Source organism: Novosphingobium sp., assembly GCF_036820275.1.
Taxonomy (GTDB): Bacteria; Pseudomonadota; Alphaproteobacteria; order Sphingomonadales; family Sphingomonadaceae; genus Novosphingobium.
The window spans coordinates 20,977-41,648 of record NZ_DAISLT010000050.1 but is presented as its reverse complement, the minus strand read 5'-3'; the positions used below and the strand labels follow the sequence as shown (position 1 = coordinate 41,648).

The window sequence follows — 20,672 nt, the reverse complement described above, 5'->3', positions numbered from 1 at the left end:
ACGCCCTTGATCGCTTTCAAAACCTTCTCGAGTTCAGCGCGATCTGCCGTGTCGGTTGCCCGGCGCTCGCGGTTCAGACGATTGGTCTCCTCTACGCAGGTGCGAATGGCCTTGGCGGCCACTTCGGGGCTCATCATCCGATCGCGGAGGCCATCGAGAACCCGCGCCTCCAGTTTCTCACGAGAGATGCTATGCCCGTTCGAACAGCTTCTCGTGTCGATATGGTTCGAACACGCAAACCGCCCCTGCCCGCGAAGGGTATAAGACCCGCCGCAGCATCCGCAGTAAACGAGGCCGGAGAGAAGGCTCCTCGGCCGACGGGTTCGGTTCAGTTTGTTGTGTGCCGCGCGCGTCGCTTCGATCACGCCGGCATACTGGACCGCTATATCTTCCTGTCTTGCCTTGGCTGCCTGCCACAGTTCCTCATCGACGATCCGTAGATCGGGGACGTCGGTGACGATCCATTCCGATTGCGGATTGATCCGTGACACGCGCTTGCCGGTCTGAGGATTCTTGAGATAGCGAAGCCGGTTCCAGACCAGCTTCCCGATATAGAGCTCGTTGTTAAGCAGACCGGTCCCACGCTTTGCGTGCCCCCGGATCGTCGTCGACGTCCAAAGTGTGCCGGTCGGCGCGGGTATGCCTGCTTCATTCAAGCGTCGCGCAATCGCCTGAGGGCTGAGTCCGTTGGCGAACTGCCGGAAGACCTGACGCACCACCTCGGCTTCGACGGCATTGATGCTGCGCTCGCCATGGACTGCCTCGCCTTCGCTGGAGAAGCGGCGAACAACGTCATAGCCGTAGCACAGGCCACCACCAGACTTGCCTTTCTCGACGCGTCCGCGCAGGCCACGATGGGTCTTCTTCGCAAGGTCCTTGAGGAACAGGGCATTCATGGTGCCCTTAAGGCCGACATGTAGCTCGGACACCTCGCCTTCAGCCAGCGTGACGATCTTCACGCCAGCGAATTGCAGGTGCTTGTAGAGCGTTGCAACGTCGGCTTGATCGCGGGATACGCGATCCAACGCCTCCGCGAGCAGAACATCGAACCGGCCCATCTGTGCGTCCTGAACGAGGGCCTGAATGCCGGGGCGCAGGATAACGCTGGCGCCGGAGATCGCAGCGTCCTTGTAGCTGCCTATAACATGCCAGCCTTCACGCTTCGCCTGCTCCCGGCATATTAGGAACTGATCCTCGATCGAGGCAGCACTCTGCTTGTCGTCGGAATAGCGGGCATAAAGGGCGACGCGGGTCATATCGTTCTCCTCGCGGAGAAATTAACATGATGCTCGTTACCTGCCAAATTGGGCGGCCCGCATTTAGGCAGTGGAGCATTCCTGCAGCTCACGAGGACAAGATAGCCTAGGCTTCAGAATGATCCATGGCGACGTTCCTCATTGGCGGACAAAGATTTCATAGGCGGGTACCGCTCGCATTCGAGTGCATCTTTGTAATCGCTTATGTCGCTCCCTATCTAGGGGGGTCGCAATTACTTGATCGAGGAATCCGACATGGCGAACGGATGGGCGCGCGATGGCGCCGTACAGGATCAGATCGATGATACGGTGACCGATGCTGTCTTGCGAGCCCGAGGCATGATGCCGACGGGCGAAGGTAGCGACGAATGCGACGATTGCGGCGAGGACATTCCGCAGGCTCGCCGCGCCGCCTTGCCGGGTACGCGGACCTGCGTTGCGTGCCAGGCGAAGCGGGATGCGAATATGCGCGCTGTCGGGATCAACCGGCGCGGGAGCAAGGACAGCCAGCTACGATAGACCTGTCGGTACGGTTCAAACCCGTCATTCAGCGCACTCGGGGAAAATCGTTCAGGGAAAAGCCTCTAATATCACGACATCGCATCGTTCTTCCTTGCCGATGCGGACTTCCGGCGGCGTACCGGCTTGCCGGCAATTTCGATCCAGACCGGTGCGTGGTCGCTGGTCTTTTCCCAGCCGCGCACGTGGCGGTCCACCTGCGCGTCGGTGAGCCGGTCGGTGAGCACCGGACTGAGCAGCAGATGATCGATCCGGAGACCGGCGTTGCGGGCGTAGGCGTTCCGAAAATAGTCCCAGAATGTGTAGATCGTCTCGCCCGGGTGGAGGATGCGCAATGCGTCGGCCCAGCCCTGGTCGAGCAGCCGGAAATAAGCCGCGCGCACCTCGGGCGCGAACAGCGCGTCGTCGAGCCAGCGCTCGGGTTTGTAGACGTCCAGTTCGGTCGGCATGACGTTGAAATCCCCGGCGAGCATCACCGGCAGGCCGGTTTCAAGCAGCCCCGCAGCATGCGCGATCAGGCGCTCGAACCAACGGAGCTTATAGTCGAACTTGGGGCCGGGTCTGGGATTGCCGTTGGGTAGATAGAGGCCGCCGATCAGGATTCCGTTGACCGCCGCCTCGATATAGCGGATGTGACTGTCATCGGGATCGCCGGGCAAACCCCGGCGGGTTTCGTGAATCTCGCCGACACGGCTGAGGATGGCGACGCCGTTCCAGCTCTTTTGCCCGTGCCAGATCGCATCATAGCCAAGATCGCGGATCGCTCGCAGCGGGAATTTCTCCTGCGGCGCCTTCAATTCCTGCAGGACGACGATGTCGGGCTGGCGTTCGGCCAGCCAACGCAGCAGCACCGGCAAGCGGCCATTGACCCCATTCACATTGTAGGTTGCGATGATCACAGGTCGGGAAGGATCTGATCGGCGCGCCCCCAATGGGCAAGGTTCTTCGACGCCGCGCGCTTCACCATCTCCGCTCCATCGCCGATATGCCAGTGCGATGGCTTGTCGAGATCGCGCAGTTCCTCCCAGGTCAGCGGAACCGCGATCGGCGCATATTCGCGTGTCCGCGCGCTATAGGGCATGACTGCGGTCGCGCCGCGCTGATTGCGCAGATAGTCGATGAAGATTCTGCCCGTGCGCTTCGCCTTGGCCAACGCGGCGGTGAAGCGGCCCGGCTCGGCCTGGGCGAGCGCCAAAGCAAAGCGATGTGCGAAGTCCTTTACTACCGGCCATTCGGCCGAGGGCGTGAGCGGCGCGATGACATGGACGCCCTTGCCCCCGGTGACCATCGGGAAGGTCGTGAGACCCATCTGAGCGAGCACGTCCTGCACATGGAACGCCGCCGAGACGACATCCTGGAAATCCAGTCCCTCGTCGGGATCGAGATCGAAAACCAGGCGATCAGCCTTCTCGACATCCTCGATCCGCGCGCCCCAGCCATGAAACTCGATCGTGCCCATCTGGACGCAGGTGAGCAGGCCGGCGGGCGTATCGACGAACAGATAGGGTTCGTCATGGCCGTCCTTCTCGCGGATGCCGACTTGTTTGACGTCGTCGCCAAAGCTGCCGGCGTCATGTTTCTGGAAGAAGCATTTCTTCGATCGACCCTGCGGACAGCGTACGAGGCTGATCGGCCTGCTGCCGGCCCAAGGCAGCATGATCGGCGCGACGATCTCATAATAATCGGCGAGCTGGCCTTTGGTGAGCTTGCCTTCCGGAAAGATCACCCGCTCGCGATTGCTGATCTTGACGCTGCTGCGGGCCGGGGTGGTCGCGATGGCAACCGGTGTCTCGGTCTCCAGCACGACGGCTTCGGGCTTCTTGTCCTCGCGAAGCCCAAGATAGCTCGGATGACGCAGCACGCCTTCGTCGGTGAACTCGACAAAGGCGATCTCGGCCACAAGCCTGGGTTCGATCCAATGCGCGCCGCGAACAGCGGCGCGGGGCGCGTCGACGGTCGGGCCTTTGCGCGCGAGCGGCGCCATGATTTCCATGAGCCGCTCGATCTCATCGGCGGTAAAGCCGGTCCCGGCCTTGCCGGCATAGCGCAGCTTCCCATTCTCGTTGACGCCGAGCAGCAGCGAGCGGAACCCGCGCTGCTTATCCGAGGGCGTCCAGCCGACAATGACGAACTCCTGCCGGCGGATACACTTGGTCTTGAGCCAAGTGCCCGAGCGCGAGCCGCTGTATCGCGCGTCGGCGCGCTTCGAGATCACCCCTTCGAGGCCGGCGCCGCAGAAGCTGGCTAGCAGCTTCTCGCCATTGCCGACGATGTGATCGGAATAGCGGATGCGCCCTTTGGCTTCGCCGATCAGCGCCGCCAGCTTCTCCTTTCGCTCGATCAGCGGCGACCGGGTCAGATCCTCGCCGTCCAGTTCAAGCAGGTCGAAGGCGAAATAGTCGATCGCGTCAGGATCGCTTTTGAGCGCCGCCTGCAGGGCCTGAAAGCTGGTACGGCCGTCGGGAAGGGTCACCACCGCCTCGCCATCGATCAGCGCGCTGCCGACGTTCAGCTTCAACGCGTCGGTGATCAGCCCGGCGAACCGATCGGACCAGTCGAGACCCGAGCGCGTATAGGCGCGCCCTTCGCCGCCACCGATCGCGAGGAGCGTTCGATAGCCGTCATATTTGAGTTCGTGCAGCCAGCGATCGCCCGGTGGGACATGATCGACGAGCGCGGCCAGCTGCACCGGCTGAAACGGCGGCAATAGGCCAGATTTCTTGCGGCGGGCGGGCGCGGCGGCGGGCGTTCTGGAATTGCCGGCCGCCGCAGGTGACGCTTTGGCGCCCGCCTTGCGCTTGCGCACAGCCTTGCCCGCTGCAATCTCCTCCATCGTGCGCCCCGTATCGACGCTGGTAAGATGGGTGCCGATCAGATCGTCTGAGCCGCCGGCGAATTCATCCTGCACCTTTCGCAAAATCCAGTTCTCGCCCTTTTCCTTGCCGCGCGGCTTCAGACGAAAGAGGATCCACTCACCCTGCATCCGCCGGCCGTGAAGAATGAAATGGAGGTGACCTTCGGGCAGCGTCTGGCGAGGATCCTTGCCGGGGATCGATTCCCAGGTGCCATTGTCCCACAGCATCACCGTGCCGCCGCCATATTCGCCCTTGGGGATCGTGCCTTCGAACCGGGCATAGTCGAGCGGGTGATCCTCGGTGCGGACCGCGAGGCGCTTGTCGTCGGGATTGCTGCTCGGCCCGCGAGTGACCGCCCAGCTCACCAGCGTGCCGTCCAGTTCGAGGCGGAAATCATAGTGGAGGCGTGACGCCGCATGCTTTTGGACGACGAACCCGTTGCCGCTCGTCGGCTCGGTTGCGCCCGACGGCTCGGCCGTACGGTCAAAGTCGCGCTTCTCGCGATATCTTGCGAGGCGCTCGTCGGCCGAAGTGTTGTTCGCTCTCGAGGCTCTGGCCATATTGATTTCCGATCACCCCGTTAATTCGTACGGTGGTGCACTCGTTCCCCGCTCGCCCCTTCGCCGATCGTGCGGACGAAGCGATAGCTTGCCTGTTCGAACTTCAGAGAGCGGAAGAAATTGTGGCTGTTGTCGATCGTGATGTCGCTCATCGCCTCGATTTGACGGCAGCCGGCCTTCGCCAGTGCGGTCTCGGCGGCCGCCACCATCGCCGTTCCGACGCCGCGACGACGATGGCGCTTGTCGACTATGAGCACTGTCACGCGCCCGATCGGGCCGCGGTGGACAGTCGCTACAACCGCCCATCCGCAGCAGCCGACGATATCGCCCAGCTCGGCGACCACCATGCCGGCCTTCGCCTTTCGGGCTGCCGCGAGATTGTCTGCGACCTCCCTGCTACCGAGCGATACGCCGCTGAGCTGGCCGAGAAGCGCCGCCAGCGAACCAGCATCGTTCGCGGTGACAGCGCGAATACGCAACTCCGGTTCGGGTGCGGGCAAAGGCTCGGGATCGGGCTGGGGCGCTGGCTCAGCTTTCGGGACGAGCCGGAGTGAAGGCTGCGGACGCGCCTTCTTGGAAGGTTTCCGTGCCGGACCTGGCTCTTCTCGTCTACGCGGCGCCGGACGATCTCGTAACACCGGTTTTGCCCGGCGGCGGATGGGTTCCTCGTCCTCCTCGGGCTCGGCCGGGCGGGGTTTGTCTCTGGGGGCAGGTCGGTCGGGCGTCGCGTCGGCCGACTGCTTCCATGTGCTTTGCTCGCTGCTACGCAGATAGTCCTGAATGTCGTCGGCGCTCGCGGTCAGGCCATCGTCGCCGATACCGAGCAGCGCCTTGCCGCCCGCATCGGTCAGGCCATATTTCCCGAAGTCGCCGGTGCCGGGCTTGCGCCGCCGCGATTTGACCAGTCTCAGCCCCCGGTGCTGCGCCATCTCGCGGAGCTCGTCGTCGCTGACCTCTGCCATCTTACGACGAGCCTGCCATGCCAGCATTTGCAAGTGCGGCAGGATCGCCTCGGCATCTTATGGGTTCCAGATGACGCGACGCCCGGAACGACACGCAACGATACGCAGTTCTCCAGATATGCGCGCGCACCGCTTCTCTCAGTCCGCTATGATCGATCGCATCGGCTTCGATGACGATCTCGGCATCCTGTCGATCTCGTTTCGCGATACTGGCACATATCTCTATTATGACGTGCCGGCCGAGACCTTCGAGGGCTTCTGCCATGCGGCTTCGGCCGGAAGCTTCTTCAATGAGCTGATCAAGGACCGTTTTCGCTACGCACGCGATCCCGAACGGCGGCGCTTCGGGCCGAACGCCTGATCGCTCAGGCTTCGCCAAGGGCACGATAAACCGACATCAGATGGCGAGAAGCGACGGCCCGCGCGCGCGGCGACCGGATCGTCTCCTCATTGGTCTCATGAAGCATGGTGAGCATGTCGAGCACTTCCTGGCGGGGTGTGCCGGTTTCTCGCAAGTGCGTGCCGATCAACGTCAGCAGATTGGCCCACAGCGTGATGGCGCCTTCGGCAAACGCTGCATCGTCGTCGACGGTCGCCGCTACCGAGTCTGATCTGTCCGCCACGGATCAGGCCCGCTTGCGCGCAGCCGGTTTCGTGGCCGGCTTGGCCGCAGCCTTCTTGGCGGCCGGTTTCGCGGCAGCCTTGCTGGTCTTCTTTGCCGCCGCCTTGGACGAGCCACCACCCGATGAGCCGAGCGAGTTCTTGAGCGCGGCCATCAGGTCGACGACGTTGGAACCACGCGAATCGCTGCCCTTGTCATCGCTCTCGATGTTAAGCGTTTTGCCCTTCTTCTTGCGCTCGATCAGCTCCTTGAGCGCGTCGGCATAGCGATCGTGAAACTCCCTCGCATCGAACTTGCCGGTCTTCTTGTCGATCAAGGTGGTGGCGAGGTCGAGCAATTCCTCGTCCGGATCGGTATCGCCGATCTCGCGGAAATAGCTCGTCGCCTTATTGACCTCATCGGCGTATCGCAGTGTCTCCATCACCATGCCGCGCCCGCAAGCTTTTATGCTGACGACATATTCCCGTCCGCGCATAGCGAGCTGGCCGAGGCCGATCTTGCGGGTGCGTCGGAGCGCCTCGCGCAGGACGATGAAGGCCTCCTCGGCGAGATCGTCGGCCGGCACGACATAATAGGGCTTCTCGAAATAGATCGCGTCGATGTCATGGCTATCGACGAACTGGGTCAACTCGAGCGTCTTCTTGCTCTCCAGTTTGACCCCCTCGATCTCGTCGTCGTCGAGCAGGACATATTCGCCCTTGGCATATTCGAAGCCCTTGACGATCTCATCGACGTCGACCGGGCCGATCCCCGGCACGACCTTTTCATACTTGATCCGCTGGCCCGAGGGCTCATGAATCTGGTTGAACGCGATCGTGGCGCCGCTCCTCGTCGCCGAATAGATTTCAACGGGAATGGAGACCAGCGCCAGTCGGATCTGACCTTTCCAATAGGGACGTGCAGCCATCGATCCTCTCCTTCGCAGATTCTCCTAATCCCTAATGCCTTCGGCTCGTTCCCGCGCAATCTGCATCGCCGCGTAATCTACGTCGCCGCACCAGGCAAAGGTGTCGATGACCGGTGCATGGGGCTGTCGCTAGCCCGCGATCAGCGGCTCGCTGGTCGGGATAAGGAACGGCATCAGCAAACTTTGCTTCCCTATGGTTGAGTGCTAGAAGGCGAGGGCGCTGCGAAAAGGGCAGGGCCGGGACTGCTAATCCCGCAAATGGCCAAGGAAGCTCGGGAAACTCTGTTTTCCGGGATGCCGCCGTGCATGTCCAAACCTTCGGGTGAAAGACGGCGGCGCATGTCATTTGCGTGTTAGCAGTCCCGGCGGCTCCCGCGTCCAGTGCGCGGGAGTTCGGGATCGTCACCGCATCCGCCTCGGCACTTCCGCCTCATCCGCCATGGATGCGGGATGGAGCTTCCCATGCACGAAAGCCGTGGAGACGATGCACCTTCCCTATCGGGCCGTACGGGCGATCACGTCACTGTCGAGGAATTCGAAAAGCTGCGACAGCGCGTTCCGCCGCGCGTCATGCATCTATGTCCCCACGACCGAATAGCGATCGAGCGCACGACGCGGATATTATGTGCCTGTCTCGATGACGGGCAGGAACGTGCGTTCGGGTACGGCTCGCTCTACTGGCTCATGCTCGTGGGCGACAACGCCGATCCGCAAAAGATCGACAAGCACCAACTTGAACTCTCCAAATTCGAACTCTGGGCATTCGTCGATCCCGAGTTCAATAAGGGAAGGGCACGCCATCTGGATGAGGCCCGACATATCATTAAAGCGGAAGTGGATCACCTGGCGACGATCACGTTGTCCATCTTCACCATCGATGAGCCCAAACGGTTCCGCGTTGAAGACAACCACTTCCTGACGGATCGCTATGACACGGGCATCGTTCTCTACGACCGCGCAATGGATGGACCGCGGGAGCCAAAGGCGCAGGCGCGTTTTGACAGGATTACGGCCGCTGCCATGAGGCTGCCCGAACCGCAGCATTCTGCCTTCGCCTGGTACCGGCGCCATGGGCTGGGCACGGTCAAGGGACTGGCGAAGTGCACACGCAGCTCAGCTAAAGAAGAGATGCACCTCGCTCAGGCCTTTGGGAAATTGCTCGGGTGCATCGGGGACGATGCCCTCCCGCATTCGCTTCGTCCCGGAGCGCGCAATCACCCATCCCACAACCTCAACCTCTATCACCGCCCCCAGGACTTCGACCGGATTCTGGCGGTGTCTCATTACCGTCACGCCCTGTATTTCCTGGAGACAGCGGAGGAGACCCTGCCGAAATACGGGCTTGATGTCCTCGTCCGCCATGCCGCCTATGCTACCGAGTTTGGGCTCAAGGCGATCCTTTTGAAGGCAGGCTACCACGACCACTTGATCCGCCGGCAAATCGGCCTCGATCTCGAGCATGCCTTGCTGGACGCCTTGAGGAACGGGTTGCCCGAGCCCTCGCCAGATCTGATGCGGTTGATTGGCCCGCTCTCTCGCTATCACAGCCAGGGCAGAACCCCGGAGCTGGCGCGGGCCGTAGGGGCGGCGGTGCCGCCTGACGAGATTGTGGGGACGGTCTGCGCGTTGATCCGGTCCGTAGGGTTGGTGACAGGCTATGAAGGGTTACCCGCCGATACCGGTTGAGGAAGCGTTCTGCGAAAGGAAAGTCCCGGAGTGGACCGCGCGCCGCACTGCATTGAAATGCACCGCCCAAGGTCCCGAATTACCGAGGATGTGAAGGGCTCCTCGACGGGAGAACCCTGCTGGCAGCTTCGTGGCATGTCGCAAGCCGTAGCCGGCAGTGATGAAACGGCAATGTATGTCGCACATGCCGCTCTCGTCCGCATGCGCATGTGGCAAGCGCGAGATCATCACGATAGGAGTGTCCTGCAGGAGGGCGCCCCGATTGATGCCTCAGTTCAAAGATATATTTCGATTCAACACGCATAGTGCTTTGTTGGCGATGCCAGGGTTCGCCCTGTTGCTTGTGGGCGGTGTGAGTGCCGGCGCCGCGATGCCGGCCTCCATCGCAGCGGGTGCGGCGTTCTCGGTCGGCTTCGGGGCGACCAAGCGAGTGTTTCATAATCGATGGGCCGCGATGACGCTGGCTGGAATCGGCATGACACTTGTCGCCTTTATCGGCACGATCCTTGGCAACGATCCATATGTGACACTGGCGGCGACAGCCCTGATGGGAGGTCTTTGCGGTGCGTTGATCAGCCGCGACATCGATTTGTGGTGGGTCTGGCTCCAGATCATCATTGCCTTTCTGCTGGCGCTGCACTTCCCCGGAAGCGTGCTCGATGGTCTGCGCCGGGCTGTGTTGGTGGCGGGTGGGTCTGCGATCCAGATCGCAGCGGTCGGATTGATGGTGGGAGTGATCGGCGAGGGAAAAGAAATTCCGGCAGCGCGCAGCGATCGGGCGACCCGACAGGAAATGCTGCTCCACGCGCTTCGAGCGGCGCTGTGTATCACCATCGCAAAAGTCGCCGCGGACAAGGCAGGTGTCGAGCATGGCTACTGGGCTGCCCTGACCGCTATGGTCGTTCTCAAGCCGGGGCTACGCGATACCGGTGTACGTGGCATCGAGCGAATTGGCGGCACGGTCGCCGGCATTGTTCTTGCGACGATAGTGCTGCATCTGCTGGCTGCGGTACCGCTTCCGCTGGCGGGTGCTGCTGTGTTGTCCGCTGGTTGTGCGTTCGGGTTCCAGAAAGCGCGTTACGCGGTTCTGAGCGCGGCCATCACCATGAGCGTCATATTGATGATCGCGCTGGCGGGCGGAGAGATCAAAGGCGCGGAAACCGACCGATTGCTCGCAACGCTGATCGGTGGCGCTGTCGCCCTGGCCGGGGCAATGATCGCACCGCGCCGATTGCCGGGTCAGCGCAACGCCGATGACAACGAATGAATCTGCTGCAAATTCATGCGATCACCATTCGAGCGGGGCGGTCGCGCTCTGGCCATACCCGCTCCCATAAGGAAGGCCGCAGCGTTTAACCAAGAACGGCAAACCGCTGCAGTCTCAGGCTGACAGTGCCGGTCCTGGTGCGTCGGTGATACGGGACACTGCAACGAGCCCGCCATCGCAGAAATCGATCGCAGCCTCAGCTCCTTGCCAAGCGCAGTAAGGCCAGCCAGCTTACAGTCACGTCCAGAAGATTCTCCCTGGCGATCCTGTCGATGCCGGAAATGCCCAGCAGCGCGCGAACCTGATCGAGCGAGACCCAAGATCGCGGGCGCGCCGGAGGAAGGACAGCCGACCCATAGTTCGCCCATGGTGCCGAGTTGGACATAGGGCTTGCTTTGCGTCCTGTAGGGATTGCTGTGCAGAACTGCCGCCCGATATAGGTGGCATCGATTGCTAAGTGCCCACGTCCTTCATTCTCCCACATACCGACACAAGGTGCGCGCCTTGGAATGCCCGGTATGCCCAACCACAGCGTTGGGAAGCTGTACGGCTTCAGGATAGCGTTTCAACGCTCCTATCGACCGCAGTGGAGAGAATAACGGCTGTATCCTGCCAGGCGGCAGCCCCTCTTTCGGGGGCCTGGCAGGGCGTAACAACATCCATGACGCGGCTTGTGGCCCAAGATCGGCCGCCACGCACCGAAGCCGAAATGCCTCGGATCGGAACGAGAAAGACTGTAAGAACGGCCTTGTCGAGGCCCAGGAAAGAGATCGCCTGCTTTGAGCTGAAAGAGAACTTTCTTTCCGCCTTGCATAGGCTTGTGCCTCAAGGCATCCCATTAGGGGGATCAGGCTGAGGGCGGCGTACCCTGACAATGCTGCACAGCCCCCGCAGCGGTGATGAGAAAGGCTTCATCGCTAAAACGGACGGAAGGCAGGATGATGGATCAGCGTGTCACAGATCTTTGGAATCGCCTCATGGCTTACAATGAGGGCGACGCTATTCCGCTTGCCGCATTCCGTGACGAGGTTCTGCAGTTGCACGAGGCCATCACCGATGAGGAGAGCCGAATTGGCCTCATGCGGATCTTCAATCTTGTCTGTGACTTAGTGGCGGTGCATCTCGAAGAAACGGGGGGCGATCTCCACGCTTTTGCCGCTCATCGGCAAAGCCAGATTTGGATGTTCTTGCGGGCCGAAAGCCTTCTCGATGGCGTGCTGGACCGTAGCCGACTTCGTGATGTGACCGGGCGTGAGGTGCAGGCCGGTCGCATGACGCCGGACGATCCGCTGCGACTGTACGCCCTGGGCGATGATTCGGCTTTCGCCGAGTTCTTGGAAGCGCCGTCAGCGCAGCCGACGCGCCACTAGGACGGAACACCGGCCTGCGGGCTCGCAGCAAGAAACAGCGCAGCGAGCGGCGCAAAGCTGGCGCCGATAAACCACGACGCAGTCGCTTTTCTGCCTGCGCCGGTGTAACGTTGCTTGGGTGAAAGCTGCTATTCACCGGCCTTGAGGACTGTCCGAAGGAAAGGCCGAGGAGGATGAATCCGAGGATTATGTAGATGCACTCACCTGCGCTGCCTTGGCTGAAAAGCTGGGGAGCAAATCCACTGCGCGCCGCAATCATCCCAGTCGAGCAGCCCAATCGGATGGACGCTGGACCCTCCTTGCGTTCCTTCTCGCCTGGGCGATCGTTGTGCTGACAATCGGTGGGGCGATCTGTATTATCTCAACGTCAATATGATGCCGATGCCCGCGAGCATATGAGCACCATGTTCGGGCATTGATGGAACCGATGGCGAGCAGCCGAAATAACGCCAGCAAAATACCTGTGGTGTCTAGTTGCTCCCCAACAGTAAGACGGTGCTCCCGATAAAACGATCGGGGCCATTTGGTCATCCTGTCGGTACCGGCATCAAGTATCTGCAGTGCTCTGCGACGCGGCGGTGCCGGAAATGCCTGCTTTTGCGAGATCTGGATTTTGCGCGACCTGTTGGTCGACGCCGTCCTGGGCGCCCTCTTTCGCCGCCTGCTTGACCGATTTTTCGAACATGCGCTTCAGCACCCAACCGACCGCGAAAGTCACCGTCGCGGTGACAACGGCGCGAGCTGCGGTATCCTCGAGCGAGCGAAAGAGCTGTTTGCGGCGCTGGCGTCCATTCTGACCGGCAATGAGGTCGGCTACTTTCTCTCGTTTGCGCATTCGATCACCTCCTGGTTTCGGTCGTAGTATGCGTAACTAAGTAGCCCCTAGTTTTCTAGACGCCTTCTGCTTTCAAAATCTGCTGCCGTTCGAACTGTGCGGGGGACAGCATCCCGTTCCTGACCTGCTTGCGGACCGGATTGTAGAACATCTCGATGTAATCGAATACGTCTTGTCGGGCTTCGTCGCGCGTTTTGTAGGTCCGGCGCCGGATGCGCTCTCGCTTGAGCGACGAGAAGAAGCTCTCGGCTACCGCGTTGTCATGGCAGTTGCCGCGCCGGCTCATCGAATGCTCAAGATTGTGAGCCCGGATGAAGGCCGCCCAGTCCATGCTGGTGAACTGCGAACCCTGATCCGAATGGATCAGCACCCGCTGCTTCGGCTTGCGCCGCCATGCCGCCATGTGCAGCGCTTGCAGCACCGCATCGGTGGTCTGCCTGCTCTGCATCGACCAGCCCACCACGCGGCGGGAATAGAGATCGATCACGACAGCCAGATAGGCAAAGCCCTCCAGGGTGCGGATGTAGGTGATGTCCGTCACCCAAGCCCGATCGGGAGCTGCGACGTCGAACTGACGATCCAGAGTATTGTCGACCGCCAGGGACGGTTTGCCGCCATAGCTGCTGGGCCGGCGCTTGTAGCCGACCTGCGCCCTGATACCCGCCAGCCTGATCAACCGGGCAACGCGGTTGGGGCAGCAGGTCTCGCCATGATCCAACAGGTCATCGTGTAGCTTGCGATAGCCGTAGACCTTACCGCTGTCGCTCCAGGCCTGCCGCAGCAACTCTGTCTGACGAGCATCGTCCCGAGCCCGCTGGCTCAGCGGGTTCTTCTGCCAAGCATAGAAGCCGCTTGGCTGGATGCACAGGCACCGACACATCGACCGAACCTGGAACTGGTCACGATGCTCGGCAACAAACGCGTATCTCACTTTGCATCCCTGGCGAAATACGCGGTGGCTTTTTTTAGTATATCGCGCTCCTCGGTCACCCGGGCCAGCTCGCGCTTCAACTGGCGGATCTCGGCATCCTTGCTGGCATCGCCAGACACCACCTTTGCCAGTTGCCGCTTCCATGCGTACAGCGAATGCTGACTGACGCCGAGCCGCTCGGAAACCTCCGCTACCGGATACCCGCGCTCGGTGATCTGGGCCACCGCATCACGCTTGAACTCATCGCTGAAATTGGGCTTCCCCATCGTCGTCTCCTGTCCTCAAAATTAGGATAGAAGGCGTCCAGAAATCTAGGGGCTACTCAAACGCACGAAAAGGGAGAAGGGTGGCCGAGATAAAAGAACAGCCGGCTGGCAGATGATCCGAGCGCCCTTCAGGGCGATGCCGGGGAAAATCCTGAGGACTACAGTCCGCCCGCGAAAATGGTTCTCAGAGGCGTAGCAGGTTTTCAGCCGGCCAGCCTCGTCACTCGCCGGTTTGGGCATCTGGAGCGGCAATCTGCTTGGATACTGGTGCTTCACCTTGGCGGAAGAATAGGGAAAGTATGAGTAGGACCGCGGTCGAGAGAAATTCGCTCTCCCAGTTTTCGAAGACCCTTCGGCAAGCTTTTTACAGGCGACGCCAATTGACGAGGAAGTCTGGGAAGCGGTTGAGCAGCTTTTACGGGCAGTCCGACGATCAGGTATCACGAGGCGGGATACACCTTTCCCTCTGTCGCGTTCGCCTTGATCATTCATCCCATGGAAGGAGAGATGTCATGGCACAGACCGATATTGCCACGGACGAAACCAATCGGCTAATCGCCTCGAACAAGGTTGAGGGCACCACCGTCTACAACGCCCAGCGCGAAAAGCTCGGCTCTATCTACAATTTCATGGTCGAAAAGCGCTCGGGCAAGGTGGAATATGCCGTACTTCAGTTCGGCGGCCTGTTCGGGCTGGGGAGCGATTATTATCCGCTACCCTGGGACGTGCTGACCTATGATACCGATCAGGGAGGCTATGTCGTCAATCTCGACAAGAGCGTGCTGGAACAGGCGCCCCGCTATGCAGGCGACAGCGAGCCGGCTTTCGATCGCAACTACGGGCGAGAGGTATATGGCCATTACGGCGTCGACTACCCCTATTGATCGGACAGAAGTGGCCGGCCCGTAGGGCCGGCTACTTTTTCGCGCTTATGACGACTTGTCGCTGAGCGCCTCGCCACCTTCCTCCTCTTCCAGCAGAACGGCTGCCGATCCGGCTGCAGACAGACGTACCTGATTGCCTTCGACAGCGGCCACCAATCCTCCTGAAAAATAATGGTGATGATCGGAGTGCGAGCCGCTGTCGGCTTTCGTCATCTTGATCCGATCGCCCTCGACCTTGTCGACAGTGCCGATATGGACGCCATCTGCGCCGATGATCTCCATATGCTCCTTGATTTGGCTCAGGTCCGTCATCTCAGTTCCTTTCATCGGGTGAAATTTCTGTACCCATTTGCCAGGCCGGGCTCGATTTTCCCGTCGCCGGGCAGTTGGTTTGCGCTATGTCCCGTCGAGCGGCAGAAGCGATCTAGCCGTTCACAATGATCCCGCCATTTGGATGGAGCACCTGCCCGGACATGTAGCTGGAATCCTCGCAGGCGAGAAACAGGAAGGCCGGGGCGACTTCATTGGGCTGGCCCGGCCGACCCATGGGCGTGCTCTCGCCAAAATGCTCCAGCTTCTCAGGTTTTGCGCCGCCGCATGGGTTGAGCGGGGTCCAGATCGGTCCCGGTGCGACCGCATTCACGCGAATGCCATCGCCGACCAGATTTTCCGACAATGACCGAGTAAAGGCCGTGATCGCACCCTTGGTCGAGCTATAGTCGAGCAGATCCTTGCTGCCCTGGTACATGGTGACGCTCGTGCAGTTGACGATCGCCGCGCCCGGCTTGAGGTGCGGGCGCGCGGCCTGCGTCAGGAAGAACATGCCAAAGATATTGGTCTGGAAGGTTCGGCGCAGCTGTTCCTCGGTTATGTCCGTGATGTCCTCATCGGGATGCTGCTCGCCGGCATTGTTGACGAGAATGTCGATCCTGCCGAATGCATCGAGCGTCTTGCGTACGATCTCCTCGCTGAAATCCTTCTCGCCGATATCGCCGCGGATGGTGATCGCCTTGCGTCCTTCGGCCTCGACGATCCGCTTCGTTTCGGCGGCATCGTCGTCCTCGAGCAGATAGACTATGGCGATGTCAGCGCCTTCACGGGCATAAAGTGCCGCCACGGCGCGCCCGATGCCACTGTCGGCGCCGGTGATGATCGCAACCTTGTCCTTGAGACGCTCAGCCCCCTTATAGCGAGGCTGCCACTCGGGCTTTGGCTCGAGTTTGCTTTCATGCCCGGGAAGCGCATCTTCGTGGATCATCTGGGCGGTCTCGGTCATTGCGGCATCTCCTTTGGAGACAGAACCCTTTTCTTGCCGATGAGTTCTCCTGTCAGTGAACGGATGATCGCACGCCTGCGTCAGTCGACACCAAAGGAGACGATTGATGGCACTCAAGGCCCTGGCTCTCAATTGCACCCTTAAGAGCAACGCGAAGGAAGCCAGCTCAACCGACACCATGATCGCGGTGTTGAAACAGGCATTTTCCGACTGTCAGGTTACGATTACCGAGACAGTGCGGGCGGCAGCGCTCGATATCAGAGCCGGAGTAACATCCGACGAAGGGGACGGCGATGCCTGGCCTGCGCTGCGCGAGAAAATACTGGCGCACGACATCCTCGTCTTCGGCGGCCCGATCTGGATGGGGCAGATATCCAGCGTCGCCAAGCGCGTGCTCGAACGGATGGACGCGTTTCTCTCGGAGACGGACGATCAGGGCCGCATGCCCAGCTATGGAAAAGTCGCGGTGGCGGCGATCGTTGGCAACGAGGACGGCGCGCATTTTTCATCCGCCCAGCTTTTCCAGGCCCTGAACGATGTAGGCTGGACCATTCCAGCGGTCGCGGCATGCTACTGGGTCGGCGAGGCGATGGGGTCCACGGATTTCAAGGATTTGGCGACGACGCCGGAAAAGGTGACGGAAACTGCGAAGATGGTGGCTGGCAACGCCGCCCATCTGGCCGGCTTGCTGCAGAAAAATCCCTATCCCGGCTGAGCCAAAATTCTCGTTCTGATCAGCTTCCAGGGAGAAAGCTTTCGTGAAAGATACAGGATGGATTGCCGCAGGGGAGTTCGTCCGGCATCCGTCAATGGTCGGCTCGGCCTTTCCCGCAAGCGCCCGAATGGTGCGCCGTATGCTGGCCCCGTTGAACTGGTCTAACATCGAGGTTCTCGTGGAATACGGGCCGGGCAGCGGCAGATTTACCTTCGAAATGCTCAGGCGCATGCATTCGAAGCGCGCGTCGATCTGGCGAAGATCGCGCCAAAGCGCGATTTCTGACCACCAAGAAATTGCGGCGAGCCGATCGAAACAGATCGGGACGAATTGGCTGCTGCCGCGTTCAAGGGATTGGCGGTGGCAACCGACAAGGAGAAGGATCATGCCTCGCGGAGACAAGTCGAGCTACACCGACAAGCAGAAGCGCAAGGCCGAGCATATCGAAGAGGGCTATGAGGATCGCGGCGTAGGCAAGGAGGAGGCAGAGAGGCGCGCCTGGGCGACGGTCAACAAGGAGTCCGGCGGCGGAAAGAAATCTGGCTCTGGCCGCGGCAAGAAAGAAAACCACGAAAGTTCGCGCAAAGGTGGCCGCAAGGGCGGATCGAGTCAGAGCGCGGAAAAGCGCTCTGCGGCCGCGAAAAAGGGCTGGGAAACCCGCCGACGCAAGGGAAATGCCTGATGTCGACCCACAAGATGATGGCGCTGCACACGAATGTGAGTGGCGTGCATGACGCTGGGGTGTCCTGGTGACGCACTGCAAATCTTAATTTTCGGGATAGGCGTGTATGACGGAATGGATCACAGATATTGTCGAGCGGATGGGGTACTGGGCCATCGGCCTGCTCATGCTGCTTGAGAATGTCTTTCCTCCCATACCCTCTGAAGTGATCATGCCCCTGGCCGGCTACACTGCCGCCGACGGCGGCCTCAACATCATACTTGTCATCATATGCGGCACGATAGGGACGGTCACTGGCGCCGCCTTCTGGTGGTGGCTGGCAGGAAAATGTGGTGAACGGCGATTGAAAAAGCTGGCTGACCGCCACGGACGCTGGCTTACCTTGTCGGCTAACGAAATCGACCACGTTGATGCTTGGTTTGATCGGCACGGTTCCTGGGCCATTCCCGTCGCTCACATCATTCCTGGTCTGCGCACGCTGATCTCGATTCCGGCTGGCGTGTTCGGCACTCCTTTTCCAAGGTTTCTCATCTTGACCACGCTGGGATCGGCTGTGTGGAACAGCCTTCTTGCAGGAGCCGGATACTTCCTCGGCCGACAATTTTCGGCCGTCGATCGTTATCTTGGGCCTGCTGGCCTCACGATCATGGCAGCAGTGCTGCTGTACTACGTTTATCGCGTCATCACCTTTAAGCCGAGTGTCGAAAATGCTTGAGGACGATCTCTCCGTCACCCTCATGAGGCTCGGGCTCGCGACGCTTCTGGGCCTCGTGCTGGGGTTCGAACGCGAACGCCACGGCCATGATGCAGGCCTGCGAACACATGGTCTAGTCGCGCTGAGCTCAGGGATGCTTACCTTGTCTGCCCTGGAACTCGTGGAACACCATGGGGAGGGCGACCCTGTTCGCGTCATACAAGGGCTTGCACAAGCTATCGGCTTTATCGCCGGAGGCTTGATCTTTGTGCGCGGGGGCGATGTACGAAACATGACAACGGCGGCCAGTCTCTGGATGGCTGCGGCTGTCGGCATAACCGCCGGTGCTGGGCAGTATATTCTTGTGCTGGCAGGTACGGCCCTCGCCGTCCTACTCCTGGTCGCTGCGACCTTCGTTGAACGCATGCTGCCAAAAAATGGCGGATCGCCAGATAGCCAGAAATCGGTGCAGATGCCGAACCGGCGTGGCTCTGTCGTTCCCTCTCCTCCACCCGGTCAGCTTGGCGAGGAGGAAAAGTAGAGCCGCCTTGAGGAGCACCATAGCACAAGGCTTCGAGCCCTGACTGGGTTTCGCCCCCTGGAATCCGACCTAATGCAGGTACATGGAATTGGTCATAACGCGAGCGATGCCACGGCAGCGTGCGCCACACGCGGCCCAGAACCCACCCATAAATCGGCCAGGACGGCAGGGCTAACGGCCAGCCCGTGCTGCCGGTTAAGAGGAGTCCTTAGGAGCAGACTGTGCAGTTCGGGCCCGCAGGGCCCGCTGCTATATGGCGGGAAAGCTACATTTCCGCCTCCATCTGGCCAATTTCCGCAGAAACGCATGCGGGGCTTCGACGAAGGGCCTACAGCGCCCTTGCGTCGTCGTCAGATGACGTGGGGCTCGGATAGGGCATGATCAGCTTTCCGTCAGGGGCGGCGGTGAACGTCGTTTGCGTGGGATAAGGAATGGAAATCCCCTCCTGGGCGAACCTTTGCACGACCGCCACCATCAGCCGGTCGCGCAGCGGATGCGCCACGCCCCAGTCCTTGCCCGGCACGTCGACCAGCAGGCTGAAATCGAGCGAACTAGCGCCGAAGCTCTCGAACCCGGCCCTTGCCGCCTTACCGCCTTCCGCCTCGACAAGTTCGGTCAGGATGCCGGGAATGCGCGCGAGCGTCTCGGGCGGGGTCTCGTAGGCGACGCCGATGGTGAACGGCAAACGGATATGATCACGCCCGCTGACGTTCAGGATTTCCTTGTCGAGCAGGTTCTTGTTGGAGATGATCCGCAGTTCGCCCGTATAGGCGCGGATGCGCGTGGACTTGAGACCGATCGCCTCGATCGTGCCCGACGAATTGTCGAAGCTGATCTGGTCGCCCTTGGAAAACGGTCGGTCGAAGATGATCGCCAGCGCGGCGAACAGGTCGGCGAAGATACCCTGCGCAGCCAGACCTATGGCGATACCGCCGACGCCCAGACCCGCGACGAGGCCGGTAACGTTTACGCCGATGTTGTCGAGCAGCACCACGGCCGCCACCGCGAAGACCACCACGCTGACCAACAGGTGGATGAGGCCCATGGCATTAATTATCGCCTCGCCCTTGAAATGCTCGGCCGAGGTCTTGTGCTCTATCGCGCCGAGGATGAACTCGCGCGCCCAGATCGCGCCTTGCATCACCGCAGCCAGGGTGAACAGGAACGTTACCAGCTTGTCGAGCATCGGAGGCGTCTGCGCGTATCCGTCCACCGCACGGATGGCGACCATGATGATGAAGTAGTTGGTGGTCTTGGTGATGGCCCGGCCGACGATGGTACGCCAGTCGCCCCGCCCGCGCTCCTTTCGGCACAGACGCGCGCCAAGCCCGCGCAGGGCGTAGAGCGCGGAGACGATGGCGACGGCGATGGCCAATGCGATGATGATCTGCAGCCAGTATGCCTGGAACCACGAAACCGTCGATCGCGACAGGTCGCGAATTTGCGTGGATACGTCCGGGATGGCGGTTCTTGCGAGAGCTGGGGAAGTTGCAGCGGGCGTGGCTGCGGCGATAATCTGGATTACGCTCATCGTATGCACATGATCCTGCGTCTGTGGCGCGGTTGCGGATGGCGACCCGAACCGGCGGATTGGCGACGCTTGCACGACAGGCGCGCAAAGTGTCGGCGCGGGCCTCTAAAATGGACTGACCCCGAGTTTGTTCCCGTATCGAGTGATGAAGTCCCTCACGCTTTCGGGAATGCGACCGTAGCGGCGGCGATTGGCCTAATCTTGAACATCGTCAGCGCCCTACCGCTATCATCACCACGGGCACACGAGCATCACGATCATGATCATGGGCACCGTGACCATCGTCATGGATGAGCGCAAACGACAACTACCT

General features: G+C 60.9%; 21 protein-coding genes and 1 pseudogene. 10 read left to right on the top strand and 12 right to left on the bottom strand.

Going from position 1 to position 20,672, the window contains the following annotated elements; all coding sequences use genetic code 11:
• Nucleotides 1-1,256: recombinase family protein (locus V7066_RS25485; protein ID WP_334185735.1), on the bottom strand; the 1,256-nt coding region annotated here is incomplete at its 3' end.
• Nucleotides 1,257-1,511: 255 nt separating this feature from the next.
• Here V7066_RS25485 and V7066_RS25480 point away from each other — a divergent pair.
• The gene (locus tag V7066_RS25480; protein WP_004212606.1) at nucleotides 1,512-1,775 is read left to right on the top strand and encodes a DksA/TraR family C4-type zinc finger protein; all 264 of its coding nucleotides are present in this window, start codon (nucleotides 1,512-1,514) and stop codon (nucleotides 1,773-1,775) included.
• A gap of 71 nt (nucleotides 1,776-1,846) precedes the next feature.
• Here the strand turns inward: V7066_RS25480 and xth are convergent, their stop codons facing one another.
• Genes xth through V7066_RS25465 form a run of 3 tightly spaced genes read right to left on the bottom strand, consistent with a single transcriptional unit; the run spans nucleotide 1,847 to nucleotide 6,152 of the window.
• The gene (gene xth, locus V7066_RS25475; RefSeq protein WP_048939609.1) at nucleotides 1,847-2,674 is read right to left on the bottom strand and encodes an exodeoxyribonuclease III; all 828 of its coding nucleotides are present in this window, start codon (nucleotides 2,672-2,674) and stop codon (nucleotides 1,847-1,849) included.
• On the bottom strand, nucleotides 2,671-5,190 hold the full coding sequence (ligD, locus tag V7066_RS25470) for a DNA ligase D (RefSeq protein ID WP_284110941.1): 2,520 nt from the start codon (nucleotides 5,188-5,190) through the stop codon (nucleotides 2,671-2,673). Before ligD ends, xth begins: the two co-directional genes overlap by 4 nt.
• A gap of 20 nt (nucleotides 5,191-5,210) precedes the next feature.
• Nucleotides 5,211-6,152, bottom strand: coding sequence for a GNAT family N-acetyltransferase (locus V7066_RS25465; RefSeq protein WP_279729628.1), 942 nt, complete (start codon nucleotides 6,150-6,152; stop codon nucleotides 5,211-5,213).
• A gap of 148 nt (nucleotides 6,153-6,300) precedes the next feature.
• Between V7066_RS25465 and V7066_RS25460 the strand changes: the two genes are divergently transcribed.
• The gene (locus V7066_RS25460) at nucleotides 6,301-6,513 is read left to right on the top strand and encodes a KTSC domain-containing protein (protein ID WP_103094708.1); all 213 of its coding nucleotides are present in this window, start codon (nucleotides 6,301-6,303) and stop codon (nucleotides 6,511-6,513) included.
• Between the two features lie 4 nt (nucleotides 6,514-6,517).
• On the opposite strand, the gene V7066_RS25455 is transcribed toward V7066_RS25460, so the two are convergent.
• Complete coding sequence (locus V7066_RS25455) at nucleotides 6,518-6,775, bottom strand: hypothetical protein (protein WP_103094709.1); 258 nt, start codon at nucleotides 6,773-6,775, stop codon at nucleotides 6,518-6,520.
• A 3-nt stretch (nucleotides 6,776-6,778) separates the two neighbouring features.
• The gene (gene ku / locus V7066_RS25450) at nucleotides 6,779-7,681 is read right to left on the bottom strand and encodes a non-homologous end joining protein Ku (protein ID WP_103094710.1); all 903 of its coding nucleotides are present in this window, start codon (nucleotides 7,679-7,681) and stop codon (nucleotides 6,779-6,781) included.
• Nucleotides 7,682-8,143: 462 nt separating this feature from the next.
• Here ku and V7066_RS25445 point away from each other — a divergent pair, with 462 nt between their 5' ends.
• From V7066_RS25445 to V7066_RS25435, 3 genes are all read left to right on the top strand, one after another.
• On the top strand, nucleotides 8,144-9,367 hold the full coding sequence (locus V7066_RS25445) for a HEPN domain-containing protein (protein WP_279776309.1): 1,224 nt from the start codon (nucleotides 8,144-8,146) through the stop codon (nucleotides 9,365-9,367).
• A gap of 265 nt (nucleotides 9,368-9,632) precedes the next feature.
• Nucleotides 9,633-10,634, top strand: coding sequence for an FUSC family protein (locus V7066_RS25440; RefSeq protein WP_004212623.1), 1,002 nt, complete (start codon nucleotides 9,633-9,635; stop codon nucleotides 10,632-10,634).
• Nucleotides 10,635-11,611: 977 nt separating this feature from the next.
• A complete protein-coding gene (locus V7066_RS25435; protein ID WP_004212624.1) occupies nucleotides 11,612-12,004 on the top strand; it encodes a hypothetical protein in 393 nt (130 codons plus the stop codon).
• Between the two features lie 547 nt (nucleotides 12,005-12,551).
• Here the strand turns inward: V7066_RS25435 and V7066_RS25430 are convergent.
• The 3 genes and pseudogenes from V7066_RS25430 to V7066_RS25420 all read right to left on the bottom strand — a co-directional run.
• The gene (locus V7066_RS25430) at nucleotides 12,552-12,839 is read right to left on the bottom strand and encodes a hypothetical protein (RefSeq protein WP_004212625.1); all 288 of its coding nucleotides are present in this window, start codon (nucleotides 12,837-12,839) and stop codon (nucleotides 12,552-12,554) included.
• A gap of 55 nt (nucleotides 12,840-12,894) precedes the next feature.
• A protein-coding gene (locus V7066_RS25425) for an IS3 family transposase (RefSeq protein WP_442947377.1) occupies nucleotides 12,895-14,036 on the bottom strand; the annotation gives its coding sequence in 2 pieces (ribosomal slippage) (nucleotides 12,895-13,796 and nucleotides 13,796-14,036; 1,143 coding nt in all).
• 220 nt (nucleotides 14,037-14,256) lie between these two features.
• Nucleotides 14,257-14,376 (bottom strand): annotated as a pseudogene (locus V7066_RS25420) (DUF6766 family protein); the annotation flags it as partial.
• A 172-nt stretch (nucleotides 14,377-14,548) separates the two neighbouring features.
• On the opposite strand from V7066_RS25420, the gene V7066_RS25415 reads away from it, so the two are divergent.
• Nucleotides 14,549-14,920, top strand: a complete 372-nt coding sequence (locus V7066_RS25415) for a PRC-barrel domain-containing protein (RefSeq protein ID WP_004212627.1) — start codon at nucleotides 14,549-14,551, stop codon at nucleotides 14,918-14,920.
• 45 nt (nucleotides 14,921-14,965) lie between these two features.
• On the opposite strand, the gene V7066_RS25410 is transcribed toward V7066_RS25415, so the two are convergent.
• Together V7066_RS25410 and V7066_RS25405 are read right to left on the bottom strand one after the other, a co-directional pair.
• Nucleotides 14,966-15,232 (bottom strand): DUF2171 domain-containing protein, encoded by a 267-nt coding sequence (locus tag V7066_RS25410; protein ID WP_004212628.1) that lies wholly within the window; start codon nucleotides 15,230-15,232, stop codon nucleotides 14,966-14,968.
• A 112-nt stretch (nucleotides 15,233-15,344) separates the two neighbouring features.
• Nucleotides 15,345-16,196, bottom strand: coding sequence for an SDR family oxidoreductase (locus V7066_RS25405; RefSeq protein WP_103094715.1), 852 nt, complete (start codon nucleotides 16,194-16,196; stop codon nucleotides 15,345-15,347).
• Between the two features lie 106 nt (nucleotides 16,197-16,302).
• On the opposite strand from V7066_RS25405, the gene V7066_RS25400 reads away from it, so the two are divergent.
• From V7066_RS25400 to V7066_RS25385, 4 genes are all read left to right on the top strand, one after another.
• Nucleotides 16,303-16,911 (top strand): flavodoxin family protein, encoded by a 609-nt coding sequence (locus tag V7066_RS25400; protein ID WP_004212632.1) that lies wholly within the window; start codon nucleotides 16,303-16,305, stop codon nucleotides 16,909-16,911.
• Nucleotides 16,912-17,296: 385 nt separating this feature from the next.
• A complete protein-coding gene (locus V7066_RS25395; RefSeq protein WP_004212633.1) occupies nucleotides 17,297-17,593 on the top strand; it encodes a hypothetical protein in 297 nt (98 codons plus the stop codon).
• A gap of 106 nt (nucleotides 17,594-17,699) precedes the next feature.
• Nucleotides 17,700-18,308 carry a DedA family protein gene (locus V7066_RS25390; protein ID WP_004212634.1) on the top strand — a complete coding sequence of 203 codons (609 nt, stop codon included), beginning with the start codon at nucleotides 17,700-17,702 and terminating at the stop codon, nucleotides 18,306-18,308.
• Nucleotides 18,301-18,828 (top strand): MgtC/SapB family protein, encoded by a 528-nt coding sequence (locus V7066_RS25385; protein ID WP_037491505.1) that lies wholly within the window; start codon nucleotides 18,301-18,303, stop codon nucleotides 18,826-18,828. The genes V7066_RS25390 and V7066_RS25385 overlap by 8 nt, the downstream gene beginning before the upstream one ends.
• A 328-nt stretch (nucleotides 18,829-19,156) precedes the next feature.
• On the opposite strand, the gene V7066_RS25380 is transcribed toward V7066_RS25385, so the two are convergent.
• Nucleotides 19,157-20,359 carry a mechanosensitive ion channel family protein gene (locus V7066_RS25380; RefSeq protein WP_334185733.1) on the bottom strand — a complete coding sequence of 401 codons (1,203 nt, stop codon included), beginning with the start codon at nucleotides 20,357-20,359 and terminating at the stop codon, nucleotides 19,157-19,159.
• Between the last annotated feature and the right edge of the window lie 313 nt (nucleotides 20,360-20,672).

What these genes read in the sequence shown, in the direction of transcription:
- V7066_RS25465 (WP_279729628.1), bottom strand. Translation starts at nt 6,152, where the DNA reads ATGGCAGAGGTCAGCGACGACGAGCTCCGCGAGATGGCGCAGCACCGG.
- ku (WP_103094710.1), bottom strand. Translation starts at nt 7,681, where the DNA reads ATGGCTGCACGTCCCTATTGGAAAGGTCAGATCCGACTGGCGCTGGTC.
- V7066_RS25445 (WP_279776309.1), top strand. Translation starts at nt 8,144, where the DNA reads ATGCACGAAAGCCGTGGAGACGATGCACCTTCCCTATCGGGCCGTACG.
- V7066_RS25430 (WP_004212625.1), bottom strand. Translation starts at nt 12,839, where the DNA reads ATGCGCAAACGAGAGAAAGTAGCCGACCTCATTGCCGGTCAGAATGGA.
- V7066_RS25395 (WP_004212633.1), top strand. Translation starts at nt 17,297, where the DNA reads ATGCCTCGCGGAGACAAGTCGAGCTACACCGACAAGCAGAAGCGCAAG.
- V7066_RS25480 (WP_004212606.1), top strand. Translation starts at nt 1,512, where the DNA reads ATGGCGAACGGATGGGCGCGCGATGGCGCCGTACAGGATCAGATCGAT.
- V7066_RS25435 (WP_004212624.1), top strand. Translation starts at nt 11,612, where the DNA reads ATGGCTTACAATGAGGGCGACGCTATTCCGCTTGCCGCATTCCGTGAC.
- V7066_RS25400 (WP_004212632.1), top strand. Translation starts at nt 16,303, where the DNA reads ATGGCACTCAAGGCCCTGGCTCTCAATTGCACCCTTAAGAGCAACGCG.
- V7066_RS25390 (WP_004212634.1), top strand. Translation starts at nt 17,700, where the DNA reads ATGACGGAATGGATCACAGATATTGTCGAGCGGATGGGGTACTGGGCC.
- V7066_RS25380 (WP_334185733.1), bottom strand. Translation starts at nt 20,359, where the DNA reads ATGAGCGTAATCCAGATTATCGCCGCAGCCACGCCCGCTGCAACTTCC.
- V7066_RS25385 (WP_037491505.1), top strand. Translation starts at nt 18,301, where the DNA reads ATGCTTGAGGACGATCTCTCCGTCACCCTCATGAGGCTCGGGCTCGCG.
- V7066_RS25405 (WP_103094715.1), bottom strand. Translation starts at nt 16,196, where the DNA reads ATGACCGAGACCGCCCAGATGATCCACGAAGATGCGCTTCCCGGGCAT.
- V7066_RS25415 (WP_004212627.1), top strand. Translation starts at nt 14,549, where the DNA reads ATGGCACAGACCGATATTGCCACGGACGAAACCAATCGGCTAATCGCC.
- V7066_RS25410 (WP_004212628.1), bottom strand. Translation starts at nt 15,232, where the DNA reads ATGACGGACCTGAGCCAAATCAAGGAGCATATGGAGATCATCGGCGCA.
- ligD (WP_284110941.1), bottom strand. Translation starts at nt 5,190, where the DNA reads ATGGCCAGAGCCTCGAGAGCGAACAACACTTCGGCCGACGAGCGCCTC.
- V7066_RS25440 (WP_004212623.1), top strand. Translation starts at nt 9,633, where the DNA reads ATGCCTCAGTTCAAAGATATATTTCGATTCAACACGCATAGTGCTTTG.
- V7066_RS25460 (WP_103094708.1), top strand. Translation starts at nt 6,301, where the DNA reads ATGATCGATCGCATCGGCTTCGATGACGATCTCGGCATCCTGTCGATC.